Source organism: Curtobacterium sp. MCBD17_035 (assembly GCF_003234815.2).
Classification (GTDB): domain Bacteria; phylum Actinomycetota; class Actinomycetes; order Actinomycetales; family Microbacteriaceae; genus Curtobacterium.
Window position 1 is genome coordinate 544,425 of record NZ_CP126279.1, and the last position, 24,263, is coordinate 568,687.

Sequence of the window (24,263 nt, forward strand, 5' to 3'; positions counted from 1 at the left end):
TCACCGTAGGGGTCAGCTCCAGCCCGATGTGCACGACGAACCCGATCCCTACTCATCGGTATGGCACTATTTCCTCACCGGTGGCTGTCACACGACGCATCAGGAGCATCGGTGACGTCAGTTCGGGGAAGGCTGGAGCGTGGAGCTTCGCGACTACATCACGGTGCTACGCAAGGGCTGGATGATGATCCTCATCCTCGCGCTCGTGGGGGTGGCAGCAGCGGCCGGGTTCTCGATCGCGAAGACGCCGCAGTACGCCGCGTCGGCGCAGGTGTTCGTGTCCACCGAGACGAGCGGCAGCGCGTCCGACCTGGCGCAGGGCAACACGTTCACGCAGCAGCGGGTCGTCACCTACTCGAACCTCGTGAGCACGCCGATCGTGCTCCTGCCGGTCATCGCCAAGCTCCACCTGCACATGACCGCGGAGCAGCTCGCGAGCATCGTCAGCGCGGACGCTCCGCTCAATACCACGCTCATCACGATCAATGTCACGGACCCGAACCCGGTTCAGGCGGCGAACATCGCGAACGTGACGTCTTCGAGCCTGACGAACGTCGTGCAGAACATCGAGGCGACGGACGCGAACGGTCAGAGCACGGTCAAGCTCACCCGCGTCAAGGAGGCCCAGGTTCCCTCGAAGCCGGTCAGCCCGAACGTGCCGGTCAACATCGTCCTCGGCCTGCTCGTCGGCCTGGCGCTCGGCGTCGGCGTGGCCGTGCTCCGCGAGACGCTCGACAACCGCGTCCGCACCGAGACCGACATCGAGCGCATCAGCACCAAGCCGATCATCGGCGGCATCGCCTTCGACAACAAGGCGGCGACGCGTCCGCTCATCGTGCAGGCCGACCCGCGCAGCCCGCGCGCCGAGTCGTTCCGCACCCTCCGCACGAACCTGCAGTTCCTCGACCTCGACGGCCCGGCGCGCACGTTCGTCATGACGTCGTCGGTCGAGTCCGAGGGCAAGAGCACCACCGTCGCGAACCTCGCGATCGCGCTCGACACCGCCGGGTACAAGGTCATCCTCATCGACGCCGACCTGCGCCGCCCGAAGGTCGCGCAGTACATGGACGTCGAGGGCGCCGCGGGTCTGACCGACGTGCTCATCGGCCGCGCCGACCTCGACGACGTCGCCCAGCCCTGGGGTCGTGGTGCGATGCGCGTCATGCCCGCCGGGCCGATCCCGCCGAACCCGTCGGAGCTCCTCGGCTCGCGGAACATGCAGCTGCTCATCGAGCGCCTCGAGCAGGAGTACGACTACATCCTGTTCGACGCGCCCCCGCTCCTCCCGGTCACCGACGCGGCCATCCTGTCGAAGAAGGCGAGCGGCGCGATCGTCGCCGTCGCCTCGGGCAAGACCCACAAGGCGCAGCTCGCCGGCGCCGCGTCGACGCTCGAGAACGTCGGGGCACCGATCGCCGGGTTCGTCCTGACGATGATGCCGACCAAGGGTCCGGGTGCCTACGGTTACGGCCGGTACGGCTACGCGTACGGCTACGGGCTGGACAACGAGGACGAGGCCGAGATCCCCCGCAAGCCCAGCGCCGGCGTCGGTCCGCTGCGGAAAGCGGACTGATGTCGACGGGGGAGGGGACCGCCCGTCCGTTCACGATCCTCACCGTCTGCACCGGCAACATCTGCCGGTCTCCGCTGGCGGCGCAGCTGCTCCGCGCGCAGCTCGCGGACGTCCCCGGCGTCGTCGTCGCCAGCGCCGGCACCATGGCCGATGACGGCGCGCCGATGGACGTCACCGCCGCCGTGCAGTCGGAACGACTGGGAGGCGATCCCGGCGACCACCGGTCGCGGTACCTCACGGAGCGCATCGTCGCCGACGCGGACCTGATCCTGACCGCCGAGCGCGCGCACCGCGCCGCGGTGGTGTCGCTGCTGCCGCGGGCGTCCCGGCGGACGTTCACGATCCTCCAGTTCGCGCGCGTGCTGCGCGGGCTCGAGCCCGCCGACCTGGAGGCCGTGACCGACCTGGCCTCGCTCGTCACCACCGTCGCGGCCGCGCGCGGCATGGTGCCGCCGCCGGCCGACCCGGCGGACGACGACGTCGAGGACCCGTACCGGCGGTCGCCCGAGGTCCACGAGCGCGTGGCCGACGTCCTCGCCGAGGCGGTGGGGACCATCACGACCGCGATCCACTCGACGACAGCAGGGGGCAGTCGGGCATGAGCTCGAACGGGGGGAAGGGGCGTCTGGGCTTCGCGGTGTCGCGACAGGCGCTGGTCTGGCTGGCCGCCGTGGTCGTGGTGCTCGTCGTGGTCGACGTGCTCCTGGTGACCGTGGCGCTCGGGCGGACCGCCCCCGGCGACAACGGTCGGGCCGCGCCGATCCCGACGTTCAGCAGCGTCCCGACCGCCACCCCGACGGCGACCCCCACCGCTCGCCCGTCCGCCTCCGCCAGCGCGACCGCCACCCCGACCCCGTCGGCCACCGGAACCCCGGCCGCCGCTGGTGGCGGGCAGCGCCGGTTCCTCTCCGCCGTCAGCGCCTCGGAGCTCTGGCGTGCCACGTCCGGGTCCTGCACCGGCGGGGACGCCGTCGTCGAGCGGTCGACCGACGGCGGGGCGACGTGGAAGCCCACCGCGACCGGCCAGTACGACGTCCACACCGTCGCCGGGATCGTGGCCGGCAGCGTCAAGACGAGCATCGTCGCCGGCACCGGCGCCGACTGCACCGAGACCGAGCTGTCGTCGTACACCGACGGTGCGTACTGGGCCGCGGACAGCGCCGCGTTGGTTTCCGACTACGTCACCAGCGACTCGCGCATCCACCTGTCGTCCGGCACGGCGCCCTCGCCATGTGCGGCACCGACGCAGATCCTGACCACCGGCTCCACCACCGCGGTCGTCTGCCCCGGGGTCCTCGCCGTCCGGCAGTCCGCCGCCGACGACTGGGTGCAGGTGCCCGTCTCCGGACTCGTGGCGGCCACCGACACCGGCAGTGGGTTCACGCTCGCCCGGACCGGCCGCTCGACGTGCGACGGTGTCGAGGTCGACACGCTCACGACCGCCGCGGCGGTGGCGGCATCGAAGCCGACCCACGTCGGTTGCGCGCCCGCGACGACCACGAGTGGGGCCGTGGCGATCGTGCAGACCGATGACCGGGTCGCCGTGTGGAGCGGGTCGCAGGTGCTCACGTCGACCGACGGGGGCACGACGTGGTGACCGGGACGCGGCGGCGACCATGACCGCGGAACGCGGGACGACCCTCCAGACCGACGCGTCGACGTTGGGGTGGAGCCGCGCGTTCGCGCGTCGCCTCGTGATCACGGACGTCCTCATCCTGGCCTGGGTCGTGTTCGGCGTGCAGATCGCGTGGCTCGGCCTGCGTTCGAACCTCGTGTCGAACGAGAACGACCTGAAGCTGAGCTACACCGGGATCTCGGTGTTCGTGATCGTGGTGTGGACGATCGCGCTCGGCATCTACGACACCCGGGGCGACCGCGTGATCGGCGTCGGCAGCACCGAGTACCGCCTGGTGGCGGACTCGAGCATCCGCGTGTTCGGGCTGTTCGCGATCGCCGCGTTCCTGCTGCACTTGGAGCTCGCCCGCGGTTACGTGCTCATCGCGTTCCCCATCGGGATCCTCGTGCTCCTGTTCTCGCGGTGGATGTGGCGGCAGTGGCTCATCCTGCAGCGCAAGCAGGGGCGGTACTCCGCCGGTGTGCTGCTCGTGGGATCGCCCGCCAGCGTCCGGCACATCGCCGGGCAGCTCGAGCGCCAGCCCGCCGCCGGCTACCGCGTGCTCGGAGCGGCCGTGTCCACCGGACTCGTCGGCGTCCTGCCGGGCACCGAGCTGCAGTCCTACGGCGGCTTCGACGACCTGCAGCACGCCCTCGACGCGACGCACGCGGACACCGTCGTGATCACCAGCGCGGACGACCTGCCGCCCGAGCGCGTCCGCGAGCTGAGCTGGGCGCTCGAGCCCGGCCAGCAGCACCTGGTCGTCGCGCCGAGTCTGACCGACATCGGCGGCCCCCGCATCCACACCCGCCCCGTGCAGGGGCTGCCCCTGATCCACGTCGAGACGCCCACGTACTCGGGCCGCAAGCTCTACACCAAGCGGGTCTTCGACCTGGTGATCACCGGCACGCTCGTCATCGTGCTGTCGCCCGTGTTCCTGCTGCTCGCGATCGCCGTCAAGGCGACATCGCCCGGCCCGGTGCTGTTCCTGCAGGAGCGCGTCGGCCTCAACGGCTCGACGTTCCGGATGATCAAGTTTCGGTCCATGGTCGTCGACGCCGAGAGCCGGATCCAGGAGGTCAGCAAGCTCGACCGCGCCGAGGGCAACGACGTGCTGTTCAAGATGCGGAATGACCCGCGGGTGACCCGTGTCGGCGCGTTCATGCGGCGGTTCAGCCTCGATGAGCTGCCGCAGCTGATCAACGTCCTGACTGGGAGCATGTCGCTCGTCGGACCGCGCCCTCCCCTTCGACGTGAAGTAGACCGCTACGATCCCCACGTGCACCGCCGATTCCTGGTGAAGCCGGGTCTTACCGGCTTGTGGCAGGTGAGCGGCAGGTCTGATCTGTCTTGGGCTGACTCCGTTCGCCTCGATCTCTACTACGTCGAGAACTGGTCGACCACCGGCGACCTCGTGATTCTGTGGCGCACGTTCCGCGCAGTGATCGCCACGAGGGGGGCGTATTGACCGGAGGTGGAATTGCGACACGGATGGTCTCGTGCGCGCGCTGTGGAGGAGCAATCCGAGATCTCGCCGTGTCCAGACGATCACAGTTCGGCGACCGCGTCGATCCGGGCCCGACGAGGAGCCGAGTCCTTCGATGCCCCGGAGCGACTGCGGAGACTCGCTTGGTTGCCACGGGCTCTCCTCGCGGAAAAGAAGGCCTGGCGTCACCAGGTGATACGGCCGAGTGATGGTGCAGGCAGCAGGTGCGAGTGAAGCGGGAGAAGTCCCCGTGGTCGTAATCGTCGAGCAGAACCGGACGGGACACCGGTCGTACTACGTCCGACTGCTCGCGGAAGCAGCGATCGCCAGGGGTGAGCAGGTCGTGGTCGTGACCTCGGCCGACGAGTCGATGGGCATCCGAGCGGACGACCTACCCGAGCAGGTGCGAATCGAGCATGCGGAGTTCTTCGACCCCGCGCACATCGCGCGCATGAGTCGCCGAGCAGCGGCGCAGCACGTAGTTGTGCCCGACGGCGACCGCTTCGCAATAGCTCTTGCCCGCGCGGGCAAATGGCAGAGCACGGCATCGATCACGGTCTTGGTGATGCGTGAGACGGCGCAGCCGGCCCCGCTGCCGTTCGTCCAGCTACTCAAGACCGCACTCAGGAGACGATTCTTCCGGCGAGCGGCACGCATCTCGGGGGTTCGGATCGGTGTCTTGAAATCTGCGGGTTGGGCAGGCCGGTCCGACTTCGTTCCAGTTGTCGACCCCGTGACGCTGATCGCTTCGCGGGAGGATGCGCAGCACCTACGCGACCAACTCGAGCTCAGCTCCGACCGCTACTGGTTTGCCGTGCTCGGGGCGGTGTCTGCCCGCAAGAACATCGGGCTCATCGGTGAGGCGCTCGAACGGGGGCTCGGAACACCAGTCGGGCTGCTGATCGCAGGCCGACTCGACGAGGACGTCCGGTCTCACGTGGAGGAGCTCGAACGGAGATCGCGCGGCTGGACCGATCCGGTGATCGTTGTCGACCGTCTCCTTTCGGATCGCGATCTCGACGCCGCCGTGCTGGCCGTCGACGCGCTCATCCTGGCACACTCGAACGAGGGCCCCAGTGGTTTGCTCGGGAAGGCAGCGGCGGCTGGCACGCGGGTCATCGCCGCTGGAGCGCAGAGTCTGCGCGTCGATCTGGCTGCGCTCGGGGATCTCGGCGAGTGGGTTCCGCTCAGCCCGGATCACCTCGAAGCTGCCATGCGCCGCGCGATCGATCTGCCCGCGCCGATGCCGGCACTCGCCCCTACCGTCGCGGGTTTCGCGGAGGCGTTGCTGTGAATACGTCAACTCAGCCGATGCGAGAGCCAGGACTCGGCAAGCAGGCGTTGTGGCTCGCCGGCGCGAGCGGTGCCGCGCAGGTTCTGGTTGCGCTCCTCTACCTGTTCGCCGCTCGCGGGTCAGAGCCGCACCAACTGGGTCTCATCGTCTCTGCAATCGGTCTCGCGACGTCCGCGGCTGGCTTCATCGACTTCGGGACGAATTCGCACTGGTTGCGAGAGGTCGCCAGCGGTCGGCTTCCATGGCGTGTCTTCGAACGCCGTCTCGCCACCAAACTCGTGGTGAGCCTGGCGCTGTCGGCTGTGTGGCTCGTCGTCGTGCTGCTCGTGGCACCAACCAGTGAGCTGTGGGTTGCCGGCCCTGTAACCATCGCTCTCCTGGCGAATCAGACGTTGCAGGTTCCTCTCCGTGCAGCGGCACGAGGCGACCTCGCGGCGCTTGTCGTGCTCGCCGATCGTCTGGGAGCGGGGGTGGCCTTCGCCGTGCTGATCGTTGTGCGCGTGCCACCCGTTGGCGCACTGTGGATTGCTCTGACACTTGGCTCACTTGGTGCAGCCGTGCTCGCGTGGGCCATTGCTCCACCTGCTCACCGACCGCGCCTGTTCGTCCGCGCGCTGGCCAACCCCTGGGAGGGATCGAGGTACTTCGGCCTTGCTGTGGTGGCGAACAGCGCTCAGGCGCTGGACCTCACCGTTCTCACCGGAGTTGCGGGTCCGACCGCTACGGGCGTCTATGGTGCGGTCAACCGTTGGACACAGCCCATGGCGCTGTTGGCGAGCGCTTTTGCGTCGGCCTCGGCGCCGTACGCAGCCCGCTCGCGGGACGTGTTCGACGCCTGGCGCCACCTCCGACGGGGCCTGTGGATGCCGTTGACCGCGATCGGTCTGTCGGTCGTCGTGTTCGCGCTGGCTCCGTGGGTGGTGGACTTCCTACTCGGAGCGGCATACCGCAACTCGGCCGCAGCGCTGCAGCTCCTCGCGCTGGCGGTGATCCCATCGATCATTTGTCAGCCGGTGACCGTAGCTCTGCAGGCGCTGGGGCGAGACCGATTCGTCGCGTTCGCCATGGTCGCGACCGCGCTTGTCCAGCTCGTCCTCGTCGTGGTCCTCGGACGGGCTTCAGGAGCCCTCGGTGCGGCCCAGGCTTCGTTGATCGTGCAAATGGTGCTGATCCTCGCGCTGGCCGGTGGCGTCCTGCATGAGGTCGGCAAGGCTCGTCGAAACGCCGTTGATCCGGCGTCACGGAGTGCAGGGTGAACGCGACGTCAATGGTGTTGCTGACCGCGACGGTGCATCCCAATGTGAGCGATGGCATCCACGTGGTCGATCCGGAGATCCGGTTGGCGCAGTATCGGACTGCGATAGCGGATTGGGAGAGTTGGTCGTCGCGGCTCGGCTTTCGACTCGCTCTTGTGGAGACGAGCGGAGCTCCGGCGGATCGTCTCCTGTCGGAAGTTCCGCCCGCCGGACGTCCTGCCATCGACGTCGTGCACTACGCGCCGTCCTCGGAGGAGGTTACGGCCGGAAAGGGGCGGATCGAATCGGCCGCTGTCATCCACGCCATCTCCGCGCTCGTCGCGGACGATGCCTTGACGGTGTTCAAGTGCACCGGACGACTCCGCATAGCGAACCCGCAAGCGGTGATCAGCGCGGTCGGCGCCGCTTCAGTACGCCTTCGGATGACGCTCGACCGGACTTTCGCTGACACCCGGCTCATTGGTGCCGCTGCCCATGTGTGGCGTGACGTGCTCCTAAAGGACCGTGAGGTGCTCGACGACACCGGTGGGATCTACCTCGAGCATCTCGTCGCCGCCGAGGTGGCACGCGCGTCAGCGTTGTCGCAGATCGCAATCGAGCGCTTCCCATCACGACCGCTGTTCATCGGACTGTCCGGAAGCACCGGACGCACCTACGTAGGTCGACGCTTTCCAGCGCTGGGGGCGCGTCTAATCGGTGGGTCGGAGCGCCTTCTGGGGTCGTTGGCCGCGCGGAAGCAGGTGTGAAGCGCCGCCTTGAGGAAATCGGCTTTTTCCCGGGCTCACGATCTGGGCGAAGCGACTCGCGTCACTTGCGAACTCAGCGGAGGCCACTTCGCCGAGCTGTGCGCGCTCAGCGCGGATGGCGCTACCCACGAGGATGAACGCGAGGCACATGGTGACCGAGAAGCCCTTGTCCTCGGTCGGGACCCCGAGGGGCAGGATCCCGATCAGGATGAAGAGTGCTCCCCGGACAGCGGTCTGTTCGACGACCGGCTTGACTCCGACACTGCGTCGAAGGAGGGCACAGTAGATGAGGACCAACGTGCCGAGGAGCGCCATACAACCGAGCAGGCCGAACTTCGCGAGGTAGGTCAGGGGTGTGTCGAGCTGGAAGGCAGTACCGGGTCCGCCCGTGCTCGGGTCGGGGAACGTCGCACCGAATCCCTGCCCGAGGAGCAGATGCGAGTGCCAGATCGTCGCAGCGTACTCATACGCCCGGGTGCGTACGGCCCCCGACTGGTCCGAGGCGAATCCGTTCTGAAGTGTCGTGACGATGCTGCGCAGTCTGGTCTCGACGAACGTTTGCGAGGAAAAGAGCGCGCCTGCCACGGGTAGGGCGAGCAACGATCCCGCTGCAGTGACGGCTATGGCCATCACCGCTTTGGGCAGTGGCACTGCGTGACTCGAACGCTTCCCGATGACGCCCACGAGCACCAGGATGTAGACGACGCCGGTACGTGTGCCCGTGACGAGGACCGACAGGAGAAGGGCGATGCCCAGCGCGAGCCACCAGATGCGGATGCCGCGGCCTACGAGCGCGAGCGCGAAGGCGAGTCCGACGGCGAGAGTCAGGCCAGCCAGCGACGAGAGCAGAGACGACCCGGAATTGCTATCTCCGGATCCGAAGCCTCGCGCCTGGATCCAGCGCGACGCAAAGCCGAAGGCCGCGATTAGCCCCAGTCCCACGGTCATGAACCGTGCAGCATAACGAGTTACTGATGACGCCGCTTCGGCCCCGATCACAACCCCGGCACTGATCAGCAGGTAGGTAGCGGCGTCGCGCAGCCAATTCGTTACAGGGATGCCCCTGACCGCGACGGAGTACGGCAACGTCACCATGATCATCCAGCCGAGGAACCCGAGGGCGGCAAGGACGCCGACGCGGAAGGTCTGGAGACCGCCATCTCGGAGTACGGGGCGGAGACGGACGAGACTCACAATGAATGCGAATGCGACCCCGACGAAGTAGACGAGCTTCGACGCACTGATACCGTCACTCGTCTGGAACACGATGAAGGCGCCCAGCATGAAGAACGCGGCGCGAGCCCATGGGTAGCGCAGCATCAGCCACACCGCGACGACGCCCGGGACCGCAGCGAGGGCGAGAGGGGCGGTCAGGGCCAATGCAACGAGCACGGCCGTCGCGAGCGATGCCAGAGCGATGACGCCCCCACTGATGCCTGTTCCCCTCACGTGCAGAGCGTAGCGCGCCCGTTGCGCTCCCACTCGTCGCCGACGCCGTGAGTCAAGCGGCGACGGGTCGTTGTATGGTCAACTACGGTGTAGCGCAGGCTGGAAAGCCGCAGTCGGGGGTGTCCATGATGCGGGGCCAGGCGAGCGACATCTTCCGCGCGAGGGCGAGCACCGCGGCTAGCGATGCTGCAGCGACGCTCGTGGTTGTGATTTCCTCCTTGCTCGCGGGCACTCAAGCTAGGGCCTCCGCGGTCCGATTACCGGACGCAGCGGAAACTCGGTGCCGACCCTTGCGTCCGATCCTCCGAGGTCACAGCGAAGCTGTCCCCGCTATGGCGGGGGCCCGTTGAACGAGGCGCCTCCGAAGCGTTTGGGTTCGTGGACCCTCGCTCTGCCCTATCCAGAGGGAGCTGCGGTCGAGCTCGCCCGGGCACTTGCGGTCCGAGGGCGTCTCCACGCGCTCTACGCGCCCTCGCGTGCTCCCGCCCGCTCGATCGCCAACGTCCTTGATGGGTTCGGAGGCTCAGCGGTGAGCGCGCGTCTCCGACGAGGTGCGCACGATCTCGCGCAGCTCGTAGAGATTGCCCCGGAACTCGAACTGCTCCGGCTGGTCCGGCGCCCCGCGATCCTGCGCCGCCTCGTACCTGACCTCACCTCTTGGAGCAAGGCTCGGTTCGACTCAGCGGTCGCGAAGAACGCGGAGTCGGATGCAGTAGTGCTCGGCATGCCCTCCGCGTGTCTGGAGCTCTTCGGGCGGTCCCATGGACTCCGAGTCTTCCATCAGGTCGACGGACATCCCGCGGTCCGGAACCAGGCGCTACTCGAGCACTACGGCGCGGCCGCCGCTGGCGAGGTCGTTCCAGCCCGCGATGTGGATCGGATCAACCGCGAGATGGATCGTGCCGACGCTGTCCTGACCCCTTCTGATGTGGTGGCGGCGGGAAACGTTATCCAGGGGGTCGACCCCGCCAAGCTCATCGTCGAGCCCTATGGAGTAGACCTCACCTCGTTCCGACCTGCAGGGCCTCCGACCTCGCGGCAGCGGCGGTCTCGGCGGCGGTTGCTGTTCCTCGGACAGATCAGCTACCGAAAGGGCATACCCACACTCCTGGCCGCGGCCGTCGGGGAGGACTTCGAGCTGAAGCTCGTCGGTCCGGTGGTGGAACCCCACCTGCTACGGGACCTCCCGCAGAACGTGACGCATACGGCCGCCTTGCCAGCTGAGCGGCTCGGGGCGCTGTTCGACCAGGTCGATGCGCTGGTCCTGCCGAGCGTCGAGGACGCCTTCGGCCTGGTCGTTCCAGAGGCGCTCGCCGCTGGTCTACCTGTCATCGCATCGACCGCCGTCGGCGCAGCGTCGGTGATCGGTGCCGGGCAGGGAACTGTTGTCCCAGCGGGCGACGCGCAGGCCCTCCGCGCAGCGATGCAGGCGGTCGTGGTCGTGTCCGCAGAGGACCGCCATCGCGTGTCGGATCTCGCCCGGGCTGCTCGCAGCACCCGGTCGTGGCAGGACTACTCCGACAGCGTCATCAAGCGCGTCGACGCCCGCATCGAGGGAGAGCAAGTGTGACAGGAATAGGGCTGACCAGACGACTTGTCGCGGATTGACCGTGCCCTACACTCCGTGACATGGGAAGCGCCGGTCGGGGGGAAGATCTCCGTGCATCGAGCTCTGCCGGTGAAGCTCGCGGCGAATTGACCAACCTGACGGGAATTCGTGCGGTTGCGGCTGGATGGGTCGTTGTCGAACACTTCCGCCTCGTGTTGATCGCGTTGCTGCCGGCGCTTGCTCCGGTCCGACCGTGGATCGGAGGCGGGTACTTGGGCGTCGAGGTGTTCTTCGTGCTCAGCGGATTCGTGATCTCCTACAATTACGCGGAACGACTGGGGCAGCCGGCCTGGGGGAGTTATCGCCGTTTCGTGATGCTTCGGATCGCGAGGCTCTATCCCACGCACCTCGTGACCTTGCTTGCGATGCTGGTCCTGGTGGTCGGAGCGACGAGAACCGGCATCCACCTCAGCGCAGGCGCGAATTACACGCTTCCCAGCTTCCTGGGGAACCTCGTCCTGCTTCAGGCGACACCGACGGTACCTGCGTGGAATCCACCTGCATGGTCAATCTCCGCGGAATTCGGTGCCTATATCTGCTTCCCACTGCTCGCGATGGCTCTAGGAAAACTCCGACGGCTGTCGACTGCGCTGGTCTTGACGGCCGTCATTGCGGTTGGTGGCGCCATCGGAATGGCAAGTGTTCAAGCCGCGGGTGCTTCGGTGACCGGGCCGGCTCTCGTGCCCATGCGGATAACGATCGAGTTCTCGCTGGGTGCGCTTCTCTACGTTGTCTGGCGCAAACTTCCCGGTATCTCGCGCGGAACCTGGAACTGGGTTGCGGTGGCGGGAGTGCTCGGGGCGGTCGTACTGATCGGCGTCCTTCCCGAGGACGCGTCGCTCGCGTCTCTGCCCTTTCTCGCACTCATGGTCCTTGCTTGCGCCAAAGCCGGGGGTGTGGTCGGAGCGATACTGTCCTCGCGGATCCTGATGTGGGGCGGCCGCGTCTCGTACTCCGTCTACATGACGCACTTCATTGTCCTGATGGTGATGGACCACCTCCTGCCGCGAGCTCACTTTGCCGGCAACGGGATCGTGATCCGTGTCGCGGTGGTAATCGTCTACATTGCAGTCGCGGTGGCCGTCGGTTGGCTCTGCTATCGGTTCATCGAGGAGCCGAGCCGCCTCTATCTGCGGAAAGCGCTCAGGCACCGATCCGCACCTGAATCAGTGACTGAGAGGATCACGGTGGGATCGCTCCCACCGGAAGCATCCGACTAGAGAACGGGCTTCGCCGTGCACACCGACAGTCTTGTGCGGGCTGGCTCGTTGGGGTCAGTCGGACAGGAGCGCCGATCGAAAGACCGCAGCGAAGCGCTCTGGCGTCTCCATGAGGATCGGAGGACGATCGACCACGGTCGGGCGTGCTTCCACAAGCGCCTTCCGGATTGCTTCTTCGGTAGGTCGGATGATCCTCACACCGACCATGTCCTCGATCGAGGGGGCGACCCCGGCACGATTGCTCACGATGACTGGAAGTCCCGCCGCGAGCGCTTCGTTGACCACTAGTCCCCAAACCTCCTCGAGTGCCGGGTGCAGGAGGAGATCGTGCGTGGCGAGAAGGCTGGGGAGCTCGGTGCCGGGAACGTAGCCGGCGAAGCGAACCCGATCGTTCAGACCGAGCCGTTTGACTTGATCCCGGAGGTCTCTCTCGGCTTTTCCGCCCCCGACGATGGTCAGCGTCACATGTTCGAGCTCGGGGGCAACGATGGCTCCGATAGCCGCGGCGACGTTCTTGCGGTCGATGAGCTGTCCGACAACGAGCGCCCGCAGGTGCTGCGGACCCTCAGGCGGAGGGAGGGCAGCGCGGACACGGTTGGCTTCCTCGTGGATGGTCTCGACATCGACGGCGTTGAACCCGACCACGATGCGGCGCGGGTCGACTCCCTCATGCAGGAGGGCATCGCGTGCAGCCACACCAGGAACGACCACGGCGTCCATCATGCGGTAGAAGCGTCGACGAGCCCATGCGATCGGCCCCCGTGCGAACCGTTGCGACAGGAGCGTGGATTCGTAGAAGCCCACACGGCGCAGACCAGCGCGACCCGCGCACCAGGCGGCGACCCAGTAGGCGGGCGAGTCCCATCCGCCGATGAGGATGGCGTCCCTCCCCGCGAAGTGTCGCGCCGACAACCAACCGCAGACGTAGTGTCGCGCCTCACCTCGTTTCACCACGGCGGTGTCCAAGAACCGGATCCGGTAGTTGCGAGACCCTCGACCGACCGCCCAATCGTCACCGCGGTTGTTCGAGTCCGACCGGAGCCGGTCGTCGGACTCGAGGAGCCAGACCTCGAGGTCTGTGTCGCGGGACAGGGCTTCCCACACTGGGAGCCGGTAGGGCGGCGCGCTGTTCGTCACCCAGATGACCGAGGGTTTCGTCGGGCCTGGAGCGACACGGGCATACAGCTGCGACAGGTCGGCGGCGACCGCGTCGATCCCGTATCGGGTTTCTATGGCTGCACGACCGGCTGCGGTTAGTTGCTCAGCCCGTTCCGCATCGGTCAGGACCGACAGCACGCCGTCTGCGAGCGCCCCTGGCTCCGGACTCGTGACCACCGCCGCGTCGTACTCGGCCAGTTCCCCAGCGATGCCGCACTCGTTCGTGATGACCGACGGTGTCCCAGCGGCAAGCGCCTCAAGGACCGTCATCGGGAAGACCTCCCCGACGCTCGGAAGGACATACACCGCTGCCTGGGACAGTCGCCTTGGTCCGTCGCCCGGAGGTACGTCTCCCTCGTACTGCAACGGGAGCTCCGGTCGTTCCGCGATGAACGCTCGGAGTGACGTGAGGTCACCCTCGTCCGGACCCACCACCGTGAAGTGCGCATCGATTCCTCGGCGATGCAGGAGGTCGGCCATCCGCGCGAAGGCGAGGACCCGTTTCCGCGGGTGCAGTCGGGCAAGGAAGAGGACCTCGGGCACCGTGGATGCGGTGCGTCGACCGGGTGGAGGCGCCGCGACACCGTTCCTCACCCTGTGGACACTTGCGGTCGGGAACAGCCTCTCCAGTCCGCCGTCCTCTTCCACCGTCAGACTGAGGAGCGCTCGCGCGCCAGCGACGACTCGTCGCGTGCGCCACCGGTCGAAGGCCCAGACGATGGGGCTGCTGCTCGGCATCACCATGCCGTGCGTCTGCAGGACGTATGGCAGACCCAGGTGGCTCGCCGCCAACGCGACGTCCATGTCGAGGAGGTGTCGACCGGCATGCACGTGAACGAGGTCGACCTCACTGCGGTGCTTCCGAAGCCATCGCACAGCCGCCGGCGACCAGGTCCCGATGAAGCCGGTGCCGGGCACCCGCTTCGTCCTGGCCAGGACGACCCGGACGCCCGGGATCCGGAGCTGCGCGTGCCCGTCCCATCCGGCGAGGAGCGTCACAGAATGTCCTTGCCGGGCGAGTTCCGCGCACTGCGCGATCGCGACCGACACCGGTCCGCCGAACGCTCCGTCCGATGCGACCATCGTGACGACCTGGACGATCCTCACAGCTGGCCGCCCTCGTCCTCGGCCGGGAAACGGGATCCGACGACCTGCGCCGGATTGCCCTCCACGATGGCGTTCGGCGGAACGAGACCGGCGACGAGTGACATCGGTCGAACGAGCGCGGAGCGCCCGATGTGGCTTCCGCCGAGCACCATGCATCGCGACGTGATCCAGACGCCAGGCTCCACGGTGATAGGTCGTGTCAGGAGGGCCATGTCGCGCCGATGCGCATGACTTCCGGTCGTGAGGAACGACTCCTGTGAGATGACGACGTCGTGCCCGATGTGGATGTGGTCCTGGTTGTGGAACCAGACGCCCTCACCGATCCAGCTGTCGTTGCCGATGTGCAGTTTCCAGGGGAAACGGACCCGCGTGCGTGGTCGGAACACCACCCCTCGGCCGATCTCCGCGCCGAACACGCGCAGCACGCGGACCCTGATCGCGGAACTGACCTGCCAGGGGTTGGTCACGAACAAGAGCTCCGCGATCCCCCAGAGGTAGACCATCGAGCGCGGTCGGTCCCAGGAGGTACGCTCGCCCGGCGCATCTGCGAGGCGGATCACCGGGATCGCCGTCCTGTCGGCTCGCCGTGTTCTCCCCACGCAGATCCCCCCGGTCGCAGCTGTTGCGGAAGCGGTACACAGGCGCGACGACGCCCCTGGTCCACATCTTATGCAGAGGCGTCAGTTCCGCCGACGTCCGACCCTGCTGTCCTCGACGAGTGCCAGGATCGAAGCGGTCATCCGATCCACCATCGTTTCGAGCGGGAAGTCTCCGCTGCGAGCGTCTATCGCGCTGGCGAGTCGCTTCGCGTACTCGGGTTCCTGCGCGAACCGCATGACCTCGTCCGCGATCGCCGATCCCGTCGGCGCGACGAGCGAACTGTCCACGCCCGGCGCGAGGTACTCGAACTCCGGCGCGTGCCGAGCGCCTGTCGTGGTGATGATCGGCAGCCCGAGTGCCATGCTCTCCACGGCCAACAGGCCCACGCGGCCGGGGTTCACGAGCGCTGATGCGACGCGTGCGATGCGGGCCTTCATGTGGTCGTCCGCGTACCCCAGGAGGCGGACCTGGCCGCGCTCCAGCGCACTCCGCAGGAGGTGCTCCTCGTCGCCGTGCCCGCCGATGACCAACTCGATGTCGGCGCCGCAGTGGTGCAGGACGTCGAGGGTGTCCGCCAACAGGTCGACCCGCTTGACGGCGTCGAGACCACCGAGGTAGGCGAACACCGCGGAGCGAGGCCGGAGGCCCAGTTGGCTTCGGATCTCCTCCGGGGACGTTCCACGTTCGGCCAGGACCTGTGTGCGGAGCGCCGCCGTGTCCACCGTGTTCTGCAGTGCCGTGACGCGCTCTGCTTTGGCTCCCCACGCCACGGCTGTCGCGGCACCGCTGTCGCTGTAGGCGAGGACGCGGTCTGCTTTCTGCACCTGCCACCGTTTGACTCGCGTCGTCGCGGTGCTGTCCACCTTGACGTAACCGCCCACGTGCCCCCACACGCCGACTGCTCGTGACGAACGGGAGAGGAGCGCCGCCATCGAATCGATGGAACCAGCGGCGAGCTCGACGACGACGACGTCGGCGTCGCGCCATGAGCCGCGACTGCCGACCGTCCGGACGACGAGGGGACCGAGGTCGAACGACCGTGTGGCACGTTGATCGTGCTGGACGTCCGACAGACGGAAGGCGTCACGGCGGTGCCGCTGCGCTCCGGTCGGCGCACCCGTTGCGATGACGAGGTCGTGCCCTGCGGCGGTCAGTCGACCTGCGAGTTCCGTGAAGAGGGGTGCTCGATAGCGGGCAACGTAGGGCTGAACAATCACGATCTTCGCCACGAGAAGACCCCCCATCCGTCGCGACCGACTCCGGGTTCGACCGTACCTCGGGGCTCCCGATCCCCGACTCGGTTGCCCGGAACCGGCATTTGTTGGACGGAGACCTCCTCATCACGGGCTTCAGCGTGAGCAACTGTTATGTTCCTGAGGTGCCCCATCGCATCGCCGTGCTCGTCGTCGGTGTCAACTACGCGCCGGAGATGACGGGCATCGCGCCGTACACAGCCGGCCTCGCTGAGGGGCTCGCGTCGCGCGGGCACCGCGTCCGGGTGATAACGGCGTTCCCCCACTACCCGGCCTGGCGCTTCGACTCAGCGGGTGTGCCGCTCCACCGGCGGGAGTCCCTCGAGGGCGTCCGCGTCGACCGGGTCCGCCACCTGTTGCCCAGGAGCCCGATCGGCGTGCAGCGGTTCCTGTCTGAACTGTCCTTCGGCGTGCGCGCGGCGGCCCGACGGTGGGGTCGACCCGACGTCGTCGTCCTCGTCTCGCCGGCGCTCTTCGCTTCAGTGGTCGCGCTCCTGCGCGCTCGGCTCGCGCGGCGACCGGTCGTCACCTGGGTACAGGACCTGTACGCGCTGGGCCTGCAGGAGCTGGGTGACGGGGGCAGTGGAACGGTCACGCGGGTCCTCGCCGCGGTCGAGTCCTGGGTGCTGCGGCACTCTGATCGCGTGGTCGTCATCCACGACCGATTCCGCGAGCACGTGGTGCGCTCCTTGTCCGTGCCGGAGGGGCGCGTCGACGTCGTCCGAAACTGGACGCACCTGCAGCCGGGCGTGAACACGGACCGCGCCGCGGTGCGCCGGTCCCTCGGGTGGGGCGAGGACGAGGTCGTCGTCCTGCACGTCGGCAACATGGGCGTGAAGCAGGGGCTCGGGAACGTGATCGAGGCGGCGAAGCTCGCCGAGCGTTCCGGGAGCGCAGTGCGCTTCGTGCTCCTGGGCGACGGCAACCAGCGCGCCGAGCTCGAGCGGCAGGGCGGCGACGCTACCCACGTCCAGTTCATCGCACCGCTGCCCGACCGCGAGTTCCGTCAGACCATGGAGAGCGCAGATGTCCTCCTGGTCAACGAGAAGCCGGGCGTCGGCGGGATGGCCGTGCCCAGCAAGCTGACCTCGTACTTCGCGGCCGGTCTGCCCGTGCTCGCCGCGAGCGACCCGGGCGGGGTGACCGAGAGCGAGGTCCGCGCGTCTGGCGGCGGTGTCGTCGTCCGGGCAGGTGACCCGGCCGCGCTCCTCGAGGCGGCCGTAGCACTCGGACGCGACCCTCGTCGTCGTGCGGAACTCGGTGCTGCCGGGCGCGAGTACCGCCACACGCACCTGTCCGTCGACGGTGCCATGCAAAGCTATGCGCGACTCCTCGCGGACGTCGTGCACCAACGCCGACGTCCGTAGGACGCGCTGATCGACAGGGGAACGAGTGACCAAACGCGCCTTCATCACTGGCATCACCGGGCAGGACGGGTCGTATCTCGCGGAGTTGCTGCTCCGGAAGGGGTATGAGGTGCACGGGTTGATTCGTCGAGCATCGACGTTCAACACGTCGCGAATCGACCACCTCTACGTCGATCCGCATGACCCGTCGGCCCGACTGTTCCTGCACTACGGGGATCTGAGTGACGGCGCTCGGCTCGTCAGTCTGCTCGGCGAGTTGCGGCCCGACGAGGTGTACAACCTCGCCGCGCAGTCGCACGTCCGCGTCTCGTTCGACGAGCCGGAGCACACCGGCGACACGACCGGCGTGGGTTCGATGCGCATGCTCGAGGCCGTGCGGATGTCGGGCATCCACACGCGCTTCTACCAGGCTTCCTCGTCGGAGATGTTCGGAGCGACACCACCGCCGCAGAACGAGGAGACACCGTTCTGGCCGCGGTCCCCGTACGGTGCCGCCAAGGTCTACAGCTACTGGGTGACCCGCAACTACCGCGAGGCGTACGGGATGTACGCGGTGAACGGGATCCTCTTCAACCACGAGTCGCCCCGACGAGGAGAGACCTTCGTGACCCGCAAGATCACCCGTGCCGTCGCCGCCATCAAGGCCGGTCGGCAGGAGCACGTGTACCTGGGGAACCTGGACGCGGTGCGAGACTGGGGATACGCCGCGGAGTACGTCGAGGGCATGTGGCGGATGCTGCAGGCGGACGAGCCCGACGACTACGTGCTGGCCACCGGTGGGAACTTCACGGTCCGCGACTTCCTGGTCACTGCGTTCGAACACGCTGGCCTCGACTGGGAGGAGCACGTCCGGTTCGACGAACGGTACCTGCGTCCCTCCGAAGTCGATGCCCTGGTGGGTGACGCCTCGAAAGCCAAGGCGAAGCTGGGGTGGGAGGCGACCGTCGACACGGCGCAGCTCGCGCGGATCATGGTGGATGCGGACATCGAAGCGCTGGAGTGCGCCGGGCGGCCGTGGATCGACTCCGTCCGGCTGGAGAGTTGGGGGACGGCGAAGTGACGAAGACCGCGGCGACGGGCGCGCACGACGAGGTCGAATTCTCGCCTGAAGCACTCGACCGCGACAGCACGTTCTACGTCGCCGGGCACCGGGGTTTGGTGGGCTCCGCGGTGTGGCGACAGCTCGAGGGTCAGGGTTTCACCGCGCTGGTCGGGCGCTCGTCGGGGGAGCTCGATCTGCGTGACCGGTCGGCGGTGTTCGATTTCTTCCGGAGCACCGAACCGAGGTACGTCGTACTCGCCGCGGCGAAGGTCGGTGGGATCATGGCGAACAACACCTACCCCGTCGACTTCCTGAGCGAGAATCTTCAGATCCAAGTCAACGTGATGGACGCGGCCCGTGAGGTCGGTGTGGAACGCCTGGCCTTCCTCGGTTCCTCCTGCATCTACCCGAAGTACGCGCCGCAGCCCATCACCGAGGACGCATTGCTCACCGGCTACCTCGAGCCGACGAACGACGCGTATGCGATCGCGAAGATCGCGGGCATCATGCAGGTGCAGGCCGTTCGACGACAGTACGGACTCCCGTGGATCTCCGCCATGCCGACGAATCTCTACGGACCCGGCGACAACTTCTCGCCGGCCGGCTCGCATGTGTTGCCCGCGCTCATCCGCCGATACGAGGAAGCAGCTCGGAGCGGCAGTCGGTCGGTCACCAACTGGGGGACTGGTTCCCCCCGTCGAGAGTTCCTGCACGTGGACGACATGGCCGCCGCCGTGCTCCACCTCATGGAGCACTACGACGGTCCCGAGCAGGTCAACGTCGGCACCGGGGCGGACGTCACCATTCGTGAGATCGCCGACACGATCGCACGCGTCGTCGGCTACGAGGGGGACACCGAGTGGGACACGACGAAGCCGGACGGGACCCCGCAGAAACTGCTCGACGTTTCGAAGCTCCGCGACGCCGGGTGGACCGCCCAGATCTCGCTCGAGGACGGTCTCCGGACGACTGTTGAGTGGTTCCGCGAGAACGAGTCGAACCTGCGGGAGTGATCACGTGACGGACAGCACGGTCGAAGCTCGGTCGATGACGCGCCGGCGAGTCGTGACGTGGATCGTCCTCACGGTGGTGGCGGTGATCGTCTTCGTCGTCGCTTGGGTCGGTATCCGTGGCTTGCTCGCCGTGCGGGACCTGCAGTCGTCGGTCACACACGTCGCAACGCTCCGAGCGCAGATCGCCGACGCCAACAGCGACGGTGCGCGCCGCACGGCGGGCGAGTTCCAGGACCGGGCAGACGGCGCCAGGTCGCTGACGTCGGACCCGATCTGGCGAACGGCCGAAGTCGTTCCGTTGGTGGGGCCGGACCTGCGTGCGGTTCGGCAGATATCGAATGTTGTCGCAACCGTCGCGGACGGTTCCGTCCGTCCCGCGATCAGGGCTCTCGGCAAGGTGAACACGACTGCGTTCCGGCCGAAGGACGGGCGGATCGACGTTGCGGCGATCGCGTCGGCGCGGCCGAGTGTCGACCGCGCGGCGGTGAATCTGCACCGAGCGCTCGAGGAGGCTCGTGCGATCGACACGACGGACACGCTGTCCGTAGTCGACAAACGCGTCGATCAGCTCGTCAACACCCTCGCTCCTGTCGACCACGAGGCGGACGTCGCGCGACGGGTGATCGACCTGGCGCCGTCGATGCTCGGGACCGACGGGGCGCGGAACTACCTGCTCCTCGTCGAGAACAACGCGGAGCTGCGTGCCGGTGGAGGCATCGCCGGGTCCGTCGTGCTGCTCCACGCGGACGACGGCAAGATCTCGCTGACGCAACAGGCGTCAGGTGCGAGCTTCCCGCGAGTGGACCAGCCGGTCCTGCCGTTGACGACCGAAACACAAGGGCTGTACGGCGCCATCACCGGGCAGTACATGCTCGACACCACGCTCACGCCCCGCTTCGCGACCACCGCGAAACTCGCCTCAGCGTTCTGGCAGCAGCGGTTCGGGCAGAAGGTCGACGGTGTCGTGTCCATCGACCCGGTCACGTTGGGCTACCTCTTGAACGCAACGGGCCCAGTGAAGCTCGCAACTGGTGACACGCTCACGTCGGACAACGCGGTCGCCGTCCTGCTGAGTCAGGTGTATGCGCGCTACTCGGACCCCGCGATGCAGGACGCGTTCTTCGCGTCCGCTGCCAGCTCGGTGTTCAACGCCGTGACCTCTGGCTCCGCAGATCCCGCCAAACTGGTGACTGCGCTGTCGAGAGGAGCAGCAGAGCGTCGCATCATGGTGTGGAGTTCGCGTGGGACCGAGCAGCGCAGGATCGTCGGCACGAGCGCAGCCGGGGGCCTTCCTGTGTCGACGCAGGCCAACGCTCGCTTCGGCGTCTACCTCAACGACGCCACCGGCGCGAAGATGGACTACTACCTCACGAAGCAGATCGCCGTGGGGAGCAAGGTCTGCCGCGCCGATGGTCGCCCGACCTGGACCGTGCAGGTCACCCTGAAGAACACGGCGCCAGCGGACGCCGCCACGAGCCTTCCCCGGTATGTGACCGGTGGTGGGGACTTCGGCGTGTCGCCGGGCAACGTCGGAACGAACGTCGCGATCTACGCCCCCAGAACGGGGGTGTTCCTGAGCGCGTCACAGGACGGCAAGGCGGCCAGCCCCCAGACTGCGCTCGACGGCAGGTACCCGGTCGTGCAGATCCCAACTCTGCTCTCACCAGGGCAAAGCACCACGCTGACGGTGCAGTTCCTCGGGCCGAAGGCGGCAGCGGGCCACACGGTCGCGGCGGAATCGACCCCGGGCGTTCACCAAACTGTTACACGACCCGTGGACGTCACCTGTGAAAGCCGATAGTTTGATGGAACTTCGCTAATCGAGCGTCCTGCGAGAGGTCAGGCCGCCGTCGCGTTCGAACTAGGGGATCATTCATGAAGAAGACAATCGCGGCGCTGGTGCTCGCCGGCGCAGCCGTCATGGCCGCTCCGATGGCCGCCAACGCCGAGGGCTACGTGCCCGCCAGCAACGTCAGTGTGTCGGGCTCTGTCGTCGCCGGTGGTACGACCATCATCAACTTCGCGCCGGGCTCCTTCGCCGACTCGGAGAACGTCACCATCTCCGTCACGGGTGCCGGTGCCGTCACGATCGGCGCGCTGCCGACGCAGACCGTCACCGCGGTCCGCCAGGCGTCCGCGACTGGTTCGCTCAACGCGCCGATCACGCTGCCCCGCGGTGCCTCGGGCACCTACGAGGTCACCGCGACCGGTGTCACGTCCGGCAACATCGCGACCACGGCCCTCACCGTCGTTCCGGCGGCCGCCACGGGCACGGGCGCCACGGTCACCGCGACCAGCACCGGCCTCGCCTTCACGGGTTCGACCGTCCCGACCCTCCTGGTCTGGAGCGCCGGTGGCGCGGTCGTCCTCGGTGGCGCGCTCGTCGGCGTCACGGCGGCCACGCGTCGTCAGCGCAAGAACGTCTGACACCCAGCACCACACCGAAGCCCCCGAGCCTGCTGGCTCGGGGGCTTCGTCGTTCGGGGACGGTGGACCGACGCCGTCGAACGCAGGCGGAGGCGCGCGCCCGGTGGTTCAGCCGAGCTGCCGCACGCCCGCCCGCCGCCGTAGCCGTGCCAGGACGACGATGCCCACCAGGGTCCCGAGCAACGCCCCGGCCGTGTTCGACAGGACGTCGTCGACGGAGCCGGTCCGCTCGGGCAGGAGCACCGACTGCACGACCTCGATGAACGCACTCGCCACGAACCCGATGGCCACCGGGAGCCACCAGCGCCGGACGCCGATGAGCAGGGCGACGAGGATCCCGAGCGGCACGAAGTACACGATGTTCGCCGTGAACTCGACGGCGGCGTAGCCGATCCACTGCGGTGTGCCGTGCCGGTGTGACCAGTCGAGCACCCGGAACAGGAACCCGTCACTGCCGGCGTCGACGGGGGAGCCGTGGAACGCGATGAGCATGACGGCCACGACGTACAGGACCATCAGGGCGAGGGCGATCCACCGGCTCCGACCCGTGGGCCCCTCGGTCTCGTGGCCGCGCAGGGCGGCGAGCGACCGCGCCGCCAGGTCCACGAGGACCCCGAACGCCAGGCCGACGACGCAGCCCAGCGCCACGGAGATCGCGTGGGTGCCGGACGGCAACCGGAACGCGGCACCCAGCAGCACGACGAGCAGGACGACCACGGCGGCCAGGGCCCACGCGGCGCGGGCACCCAGGCGGGGCAGGAGCACCCGGGCGGCGATCGGCAGCGGCGCCACGACGAGCGACACGGCCATCGCGGCGACGAACCCGCGGTCGAGCTGGAGCGTCCCGTGCCCGACCGACTGCACGGCGAGCAGGACGCGGACCGCGTCGGCTTCGAGCCGCTGCCGCGCGGCACCGCCGATGAGCACGAACGCGCCACTGGCGAGCACGTACACGACCAGGAGCACGGCGGCGGCCCCCACCACGAACGGGCGTCGTGCTGTCATGCCGAGCAACGCTACCGGGCGGCCGACGGCCGATCCTGGAGGCGCCCCCACCGCGGCCTGAACCGTTCCGTCTCCCTGGATCGGCGTGCGCACATGCACCGCGCCTAGGGTTCGCGCATGTCCGCCAGACCGCGCTCACGACCCAGCTCACCCATCCGCCCGCGCGGCTCGAACGGCCGCGCCAAGTTCCGCTGGTGGCAGTGGGTGCTCGTCGCCGCGCTCGCGGTGGTGGTCGTGGTGCTCGTGGTGGTGGCGCTCACCCGCTGACGGTGGGCTACGCGACCGGCTCGATGAGCTGCGGCCCGGCGTTCCGCACGCTGTTCACCGCGCGGGAGACCTCGTACTGCACCAGGTCGTGCGCGACCTCGTGCGATTCGCGGTCGAGCAGCGCCAGGAGCTGGTCGGGCGACAGCGTGTCGTCGAGCCAGGCGTCGTAGCTGTCCGGGGTCAGGAACGCGGGCATGCGGTCGTGGACCTCGCCGGGGGCGACGTGGGCGTCGCGGGTGATGATCGCCATCGACAGGCGCCACTTGTCCGGGTCGCCCTCGGGCTTGGTCGGGTCCGGCCAGGCGCTCACGACGCCGGCCATCGCCAGGGCGCCGTCGGGCTGGTGGATGTAGTGGGGCTCCTTGCCGGTCTCGGTCAGGACCCACTCGTAGTACCCCTGCGCCGGGACGATGCAGCGGTTGCCCGCGAACGCCCTGCGGAACATGCCCGAGGTCGCGACGGTCTCGATCCGGGCGTTGATCGGCTGGGGCCGCTGCTTCCGGAAGTCCTTGGCCCACGACGGCACGAACCCCCAGTGCACGTCGGGCATCGCCCGCTCGCCGCGGAACTGCCGGACCGCCTGCACGTCGTCCGTCGGGGCGATGTTGTAGTTCTCGACGAGTCCGGTGCTGACGACGCCCGTGTCCTCGTCGACGTGCTCGGTGCGGGACGCGAGCTCACCCACGAGCTCGGGCAACAGGTCAGCGGTGGTGTCGGAGACGACGAATCGGCCACACATGCGATCAGTGTGCCCGAGCGCAGCCGGTGTGCTCGAG

The 24,263-nt window shown here is 68.0% G+C and carries 21 protein-coding genes; 15 read left to right on the plus strand and 6 right to left on the minus strand.

Going from position 1 to position 24,263, the window contains the following annotated elements:
- The first annotated feature begins 139 nt into the window (after positions 1 to 139).
- From DEI93_RS02655 to DEI93_RS02685, 7 genes are all read left to right on the plus strand, one after another.
- Entirely contained in the window at positions 140 to 1,573 is a 1,434-nt protein-coding gene (locus DEI93_RS02655; protein ID WP_111119727.1) for a tyrosine-protein kinase domain-containing protein, read from the plus strand.
- A complete protein-coding gene (locus DEI93_RS02660; RefSeq protein WP_111119728.1) occupies positions 1,573 to 2,175 on the plus strand; it encodes an arsenate reductase/protein-tyrosine-phosphatase family protein in 603 nt (200 codons plus the stop codon). The genes DEI93_RS02655 and DEI93_RS02660 overlap by 1 nt, the downstream gene beginning before the upstream one ends.
- Complete coding sequence (locus DEI93_RS02665; RefSeq protein WP_111119729.1) at positions 2,172 to 3,170, plus strand: hypothetical protein; 999 nt, start codon at positions 2,172 to 2,174, stop codon at positions 3,168 to 3,170. Before DEI93_RS02660 ends, DEI93_RS02665 begins: the two co-directional genes overlap by 4 nt.
- A gap of 19 nt (positions 3,171 to 3,189) precedes the next feature.
- Positions 3,190 to 4,656, plus strand: a complete 1,467-nt coding sequence (locus DEI93_RS02670; RefSeq protein WP_258372231.1) for a sugar transferase — start codon at positions 3,190 to 3,192, stop codon at positions 4,654 to 4,656.
- 268 nt (positions 4,657 to 4,924) lie between these two features.
- Positions 4,925 to 5,968: a glycosyltransferase family protein gene (locus DEI93_RS02675; protein ID WP_111119731.1), complete on the plus strand. Its 1,044-nt coding sequence runs from the start codon at positions 4,925 to 4,927 to the stop codon at positions 5,966 to 5,968.
- Positions 5,969 to 5,985: 17 nt separating this feature from the next.
- A complete protein-coding gene (locus DEI93_RS02680) occupies positions 5,986 to 7,224 on the plus strand; it encodes a lipopolysaccharide biosynthesis protein (protein ID WP_111119732.1) in 1,239 nt (412 codons plus the stop codon).
- Between the two features lie 11 nt (positions 7,225 to 7,235).
- Positions 7,236 to 7,970 (plus strand): hypothetical protein, encoded by a 735-nt coding sequence (locus DEI93_RS02685; RefSeq protein ID WP_146244401.1) that lies wholly within the window; start codon positions 7,236 to 7,238, stop codon positions 7,968 to 7,970.
- Here the strand turns inward: DEI93_RS02685 and DEI93_RS02690 are convergent.
- Positions 7,914 to 9,419: an O-antigen ligase family protein gene (locus DEI93_RS02690; protein ID WP_146244402.1), complete on the minus strand. Its 1,506-nt coding sequence runs from the start codon at positions 9,417 to 9,419 to the stop codon at positions 7,914 to 7,916. The two genes, DEI93_RS02685 and DEI93_RS02690, sit on opposite strands and share 57 nt — an antisense overlap.
- 529 nt (positions 9,420 to 9,948) lie before the next feature.
- Between DEI93_RS02690 and DEI93_RS02695 the strand changes: the two genes are divergently transcribed.
- Positions 9,949 to 10,989: a glycosyltransferase family 4 protein gene (locus DEI93_RS02695; RefSeq protein ID WP_111119734.1), complete on the plus strand. Its 1,041-nt coding sequence runs from the start codon at positions 9,949 to 9,951 to the stop codon at positions 10,987 to 10,989.
- A gap of 59 nt (positions 10,990 to 11,048) precedes the next feature.
- Positions 11,049 to 12,248 carry an acyltransferase family protein gene (locus tag DEI93_RS02700; RefSeq protein ID WP_111119735.1) on the plus strand — a complete coding sequence of 400 codons (1,200 nt, stop codon included), beginning with the start codon at positions 11,049 to 11,051 and terminating at the stop codon, positions 12,246 to 12,248.
- Between the two features lie 54 nt (positions 12,249 to 12,302).
- Here DEI93_RS02700 and DEI93_RS02705 read toward each other — a convergent pair whose 3' ends face one another.
- From DEI93_RS02705 to DEI93_RS02715, 3 genes are all read right to left on the minus strand, one after another.
- Positions 12,303 to 14,513: a glycosyltransferase gene (locus DEI93_RS02705; RefSeq protein WP_111119736.1), complete on the minus strand. Its 2,211-nt coding sequence runs from the start codon at positions 14,511 to 14,513 to the stop codon at positions 12,303 to 12,305.
- Positions 14,510 to 15,073: an LbetaH domain-containing protein gene (locus DEI93_RS02710; RefSeq protein ID WP_258372232.1), complete on the minus strand. Its 564-nt coding sequence runs from the start codon at positions 15,071 to 15,073 to the stop codon at positions 14,510 to 14,512. Before DEI93_RS02710 ends, DEI93_RS02705 begins: the two co-directional genes overlap by 4 nt.
- Positions 15,074 to 15,193: 120 nt before the next feature.
- Complete coding sequence (locus tag DEI93_RS02715; RefSeq protein ID WP_181436031.1) at positions 15,194 to 16,342, minus strand: glycosyltransferase family 4 protein; 1,149 nt, start codon at positions 16,340 to 16,342, stop codon at positions 15,194 to 15,196.
- Between the two features lie 149 nt (positions 16,343 to 16,491).
- On the opposite strand from DEI93_RS02715, the gene DEI93_RS02720 reads away from it, so the two are divergent.
- From DEI93_RS02720 to DEI93_RS02740, 5 genes are all read left to right on the plus strand, one after another.
- On the plus strand, positions 16,492 to 17,733 hold the full coding sequence (locus tag DEI93_RS02720; RefSeq protein WP_258372233.1) for a glycosyltransferase family 4 protein: 1,242 nt from the start codon (positions 16,492 to 16,494) through the stop codon (positions 17,731 to 17,733).
- A 25-nt stretch (positions 17,734 to 17,758) separates the two neighbouring features.
- Positions 17,759 to 18,793 (plus strand): GDP-mannose 4,6-dehydratase, encoded by a 1,035-nt coding sequence (gmd, locus tag DEI93_RS02725; protein WP_111011294.1) that lies wholly within the window; start codon positions 17,759 to 17,761, stop codon positions 18,791 to 18,793.
- Positions 18,790 to 19,788: a GDP-L-fucose synthase family protein gene (locus DEI93_RS02730; RefSeq protein WP_111119739.1), complete on the plus strand. Its 999-nt coding sequence runs from the start codon at positions 18,790 to 18,792 to the stop codon at positions 19,786 to 19,788. Before gmd ends, DEI93_RS02730 begins: the two co-directional genes overlap by 4 nt.
- Positions 19,789 to 19,822: 34 nt before the next feature.
- On the plus strand, positions 19,823 to 21,589 hold the full coding sequence (locus DEI93_RS02735; protein WP_146244403.1) for a DUF4012 domain-containing protein: 1,767 nt from the start codon (positions 19,823 to 19,825) through the stop codon (positions 21,587 to 21,589).
- Between the two features lie 74 nt (positions 21,590 to 21,663).
- Complete coding sequence (locus DEI93_RS02740) at positions 21,664 to 22,215, plus strand: sortase (protein WP_111011291.1); 552 nt, start codon at positions 21,664 to 21,666, stop codon at positions 22,213 to 22,215.
- Between the two features lie 108 nt (positions 22,216 to 22,323).
- On the opposite strand, the gene DEI93_RS02745 is transcribed toward DEI93_RS02740, so the two are convergent.
- Entirely contained in the window at positions 22,324 to 23,220 is an 897-nt protein-coding gene (locus DEI93_RS02745) for a VanZ family protein (protein WP_111119741.1), read from the minus strand.
- Positions 23,221 to 23,337: 117 nt separating this feature from the next.
- On the opposite strand from DEI93_RS02745, the gene DEI93_RS02750 reads away from it, so the two are divergent.
- Positions 23,338 to 23,487, plus strand: a complete 150-nt coding sequence (locus DEI93_RS02750) for a hypothetical protein (RefSeq protein ID WP_181435049.1) — start codon at positions 23,338 to 23,340, stop codon at positions 23,485 to 23,487.
- Positions 23,488 to 23,494: 7 nt separating this feature from the next.
- Here the strand turns inward: DEI93_RS02750 and DEI93_RS02755 are convergent, their stop codons facing one another.
- On the minus strand, positions 23,495 to 24,226 hold the full coding sequence (locus tag DEI93_RS02755) for an SOS response-associated peptidase (RefSeq protein WP_111012291.1): 732 nt from the start codon (positions 24,224 to 24,226) through the stop codon (positions 23,495 to 23,497).
- Positions 24,227 to 24,263 lie beyond the last annotated feature (37 nt).